Origin of the sequence: Plebeiibacterium marinum, from assembly GCF_026013615.1 — a bacterium.
GTDB classification, from domain to species: Bacteria; Bacteroidota; Bacteroidia; order Bacteroidales; family Marinilabiliaceae; genus Saccharicrinis; species Saccharicrinis marinus_A.
In genome coordinates this window covers 1-4,647 of record NZ_JAPDPI010000091.1, presented here as the reverse complement: position 1 = coordinate 4,647, position 4,647 = coordinate 1, and the positions used below count along the sequence as shown (strand labels likewise).

Below are 4,647 nucleotides of genomic sequence, written 5' to 3'. Positions count from 1 at the left end.
AATGGTAGAAGATGTAATTATCTTACGAATTTTGTTAGTTTTAGCCTAAGCCCCCGCTTTGCGGGTTTAGTTCAACACGGCATCATAAACCATGCTGGGCGTGGTGGTTTGCGAGGTTGCGGTGATTTCAATAAGTCCGCCCAATGCTTTTAAAGAAACTATTTATTGTTAAATTTAGTCCCTATAAAACCATTGGGCTCTGTGCGATTAAAGAAAGGGCGTACTAATTTAATTCCCGCACGGTTCATATGCCCAATCCGTTAGCGTTAAGGTTCTTGAAAAAATCGCAAAACTGTAGTAGAAAGCTGGAAGAATGAGGTTGGAGCAATTGAAGCTGGATAAATTTTGTTTTTCTTTCCCGCGCTCTTTTTTTCCAGAGAAATAATTTGGGTTTGCATGACGTAAATTGCAAAACGTAAACCAAACAAATTTTGAAAAACGCCTAAAAGTCATCGTTCGAAAATTGTAGAGTTTTGGTTCGAAAGGATGTTGGCTGAAGAAGAAAAATATATTTGCATTTCGTAAGCAAAAATTCGATTTACAAACGGTTTTAACTGCAAAAATACAACTTGGAAAAAAACGCTGCACAATTGAAGAAAGTAAATGAGGTTCTTCTCGCGATAAAATTTTTGTACTCGTTTTTAAAAATGAGAACAATAAGTTCAAATAAAAGAATTATTTGAACGAAAACGTAAACCGCAAGATTAATTCACAGACGATTATAATTTAAAAGTGAGCGCAAAAAATAGAAGTTGAGCAGTTGAAAAGGAGCAAAGCGTATTAATAATTAATTTTGAACGTTTGTGGGTTTTGAGTTCAAAGGAAAGGAGTTTTCAAAAAGAACGATTTTTAGAACTTGCCCACGCGCCAAAACAAAATTTAATTGCTCGTAAACACAACAGAGTAAAGTTGCGAAGGCAAAAGAACCCTAACGCTAACACAGTATCATAAATCATGCGGGAGTGAAGTAGTTTGCTAAGTTTTGGTGATTTCAATAAGTCCGCCCAATGCTTTTAAAGAAACTATTTATTGTTAAATTTAGTCCCTGTAAAAGCATTGGGCTCTGTGCTGTGAAAGAAGGGGCGTACTATTTTAATCCCCGCACGGTTCATATGCCCAATCCGTTGGCGTTAAGGTTATTGAAAAGCAAAACTGTAATAGGAGGCTGGTCGAAAGAGGTTGGAGAAATTGGAGAAGGGTATACTTTGTTTTTCTTTCCCGCGCTCTTTTTTTTCAGAGGAACGATTGGGGATTTACATGTCGGAAATTGCAAAACGTAAATCAAACGAATTTTCAAAACGCTTAAATATCATAGTTCGAAAATCGAAGTATTTTGGTTCCAATGTAGGTTGGTTTCAGAAGAAAACGTACTTGTATTCCGTAGTCGAAAATGAGATTCATAATCGGTTTTAACTGCAAAAATACAACTTGGAAAAAGGAGCTGCATAATTGGAGAAAGATGAATGAGGTTTGTACATGTTAGATTTTTGTGCTCGTTTCTAAAGCTGAAAACAAGTTCAAATAAAAGAATTATTTGAACGAAAACGTAAACCGCAAAACTTATTAATAAACGATTATAATTTAAAAGCGAGCGTAAAAATGAAGTTGAGCAATTGAAAAAAAGCAAGGCGTATTAATAATAAATATTGAATGTTTGTGGGTTTTGAGTTCGAAAGAAAGGAGTTTTCAAAATGAAAGATTTTTAGAACTGGCCCGCGCGCCAAAACAAAGTATAATTGCTCGTAAATACATCAGTGTAAAGTTGCCAAGGAAAATAACCCAAACGCCAACACGGCATCATAAACCATGCGGGGTGCAGTGATTCGCGAGGTTTCGGTGATTTCAATAAATCCGCCCAATGCTTTTTTAGAAACTTATTATTGTTAAATTTAGTCCCTATAAAATCATTGGGCTCTGTGCGATTAAAGAAGGGGCGTGCAATTTAAATCCCCGCACGGTTCATATGCCCAATCCGTTATGGGCAAGCATGAGAGCGACCTGCAAAACAACAAACTGAGAGTAAAATGATTGATAATCTAAATACAGACGAACAGATTCCAACAATGAGATGGTGGAATAACAGACGGATTAGATACAATATAGGACTGATTAAAGCTGGATTTCTTGCTTTTATTTGTTATGCTCTTGTTGTTCAATTCATGATTATACCAAAAGACACAAATGCAGAGATTACTCTTTTTACAACTTTATTTCAAGGAATTGGATACTTATTTATGATGTTGATTGCAAATCTGTTCTACTTTCTTGGTCCGATTAGTGAGAATCTTATTAAACCTGACAATATAGATAGGTTTAGGGAAAGGACATTTAGATTAGGTTACTGGTTTTCATTCGTATTACCATTCTCTATTCCCGTAACTTTGATTTTGATTAATCTATGAGATTAAAAATTAAAATACTCGATTACGTAATGATTATTATTTCAGTAATTACGATTATTGGATTACTGATTTATTTTATTGCAGCTCTTACCCCGAATGGAGAATATGGAACTAAGAATTATGACCCATTCCATGATTACTATACTAATATTGGCATTGTATGTTTAATGGTTCTAAGATTAATATTATTCTTATCAATATTCATCATTGGGATTATTTGGGTAAGGAAAAAAGAAATCTCAATTCGGGTAATAAATATTATTTTAGTTGCAGTCATATCTCTTGCGATTATGGACTGGTTTGAACTTTGGTATGGTTCGACTTTTTACTATGGTGAAGTAAGGGATAAACAAGGATTAGGATTTCCTATCTTTAGCTTATTATTAATGCTTTATGGACTCAATAAGATTCGATTACCTAAAAATATGTATCGGACTGGATTAATGATTGGAATGATTCTGATATATTTTTGGTTCTATAATTTGGTTAAAGAGCCATGGATATTAGATGGATTTTATATACCAGGTACAACGATTAAAATATTTTGACACAAATGAAAAAATGCCAGCCCATAACACGCAATATACGTAAGCCGGGGGAAGTGGGTGATTTAAACTTTTGTACATTTACTCAAAATCGCAACGGTTTGACAAGTTGGAGCTTTGAAATCCCGGCCTCCGCATATTGCCACCGTTATGCGCAATTAAACTAGAAACGCATTTCGATAATCTGAAACATTGAATCCTATATTCCAGAAAAACAAAGTACCTTTTTTTAACTTTTCGCCAGTATCCATGTGTGTAGCATCAAACTGCCTACGTTCTATTAACCCTTCACAACTTTCGCCATCTGAGTTTACAAAAGCAACTTTATCGCCTTCTTTAACCACAGTTCCATCGTATAATTTTGTTTTTATTTGCTTAAATAAGTTCATAGTCAGACCTTAATTAAAAGCGCATAACAATGTATAAAATTAATGCGCTATGTTACGTTAGTGCTTTTATCTAAGTTTGTGGTTAGCGCACTAATCTTATACTAACCGTCCGTTGGCAACTATAAAATAAAAAACTGCACAAATGAAATATTTTATTCTGAATATAATTTTATTAATTGTTATAGATTTCTCAGGAAAGGCACAAACTAATAAAGATTTTCCAATTGATTCAACCTTAGCAAATAAGATTTCAATATCTGACTTTTGTTTATGTCAAACGACACTAAATGAATTAAAAGAATTAGCTCCGGATATAAAACAAGTGGAAGTTGAGGAATTGGATTATCCAAAAGAATGTATTGGAGAAGATTCTAGGTTTGAGACTGGAATAGGATATTCATCAATTCAATTCCCAGGGATTATATTTCAAAAAGAAAAAAATACTGATTTGATTAGTAAATTTCGTTTAACTAAATCATTTAAAGGAAATTTGCCTAATGATTCTTTGATAGATGTTGAAAATTTGAAATTAAGTGATGTCTTTCTTTTATACCCAGAATTTAAAGATAAATGGCTTTCTCGTGGTTGTTCTGAGTATTGGAAATTCTCAAATGATACTATTTCGTTTTATGTTAAAATAGACAAAAGTATTAAACCTCAGTTTCCAATCAATAAAATTTATTATTTAGATAAACCTATTGAAGCAATTGATTTAGTAATCTCCTGTTATAGCATATATAATAAGACCTCAAAAATTTCGCTTTTTAATCCAAATGACCCGCTATTTTATTTGGATAGCATCAGGGTAAATAAAGGAGTTCTATCAATATATGACGAAAATGAAATCGCTTTTATAAATGTATTTAAAGATGAAAATGCTGTAAAAATAGCCGGAAATGAAGGGAAGAATGGAGTTATATTTATTTACACAAAAGAGTATGCTAAACAGAAATATTGTAATTATTTAAAATCAAAATCCAGTGAATATACCCGAATAGTTTCAGAGAACACCGAAGACAATTCTTTAGTTTATATTTTGAATGATAAAGTGCTTGAAAAGAATTATGAATCAGAGTTGTTTGGTTTAAATGACAAGAATTTTGTGGACTTAAGAATAATAGATTCAAAGAAATTGAAGAAGGAATATAAAATCAAAAACAAAAAGTGGGGAATTATAATAAGTTCAACTGTTGATAAATAAGTAAATTACAGTTGCCAACACTTAGCCTCTAATGTAGGGTTGCTTGCATACCCTACACATTGGAGGGTTTGTTGAACTAAACATTATCCCAGAAACCTTTACGTATGATA

General features: G+C 32.8%; 3 protein-coding genes. 2 read left to right on the top strand and 1 reads right to left on the bottom strand.

Translation table 11 applies throughout. From position 1 onward, the window contains the following. Positions 1 to 2,398: 2,398 nt before the first annotated feature. Complete coding sequence (locus OM074_RS20830) at positions 2,399 to 2,950, top strand: hypothetical protein (RefSeq protein WP_301202633.1); 552 nt, start codon at positions 2,399 to 2,401, stop codon at positions 2,948 to 2,950. Positions 2,951 to 3,105: 155 nt separating this feature from the next. Here the strand turns inward: OM074_RS20830 and OM074_RS20825 are convergent, their stop codons facing one another. Further along, entirely contained in the window at positions 3,106 to 3,336 is a 231-nt protein-coding gene (locus OM074_RS20825) for a hypothetical protein (RefSeq protein ID WP_301202632.1), read from the bottom strand. A gap of 142 nt (positions 3,337 to 3,478) precedes the next feature. Here OM074_RS20825 and OM074_RS20820 point away from each other — a divergent pair, with 142 nt between their 5' ends. Continuing rightward, positions 3,479 to 4,537 (top strand): hypothetical protein, encoded by a 1,059-nt coding sequence (locus OM074_RS20820; RefSeq protein WP_301202631.1) that lies wholly within the window; start codon positions 3,479 to 3,481, stop codon positions 4,535 to 4,537. Positions 4,538 to 4,647 lie beyond the last annotated feature (110 nt).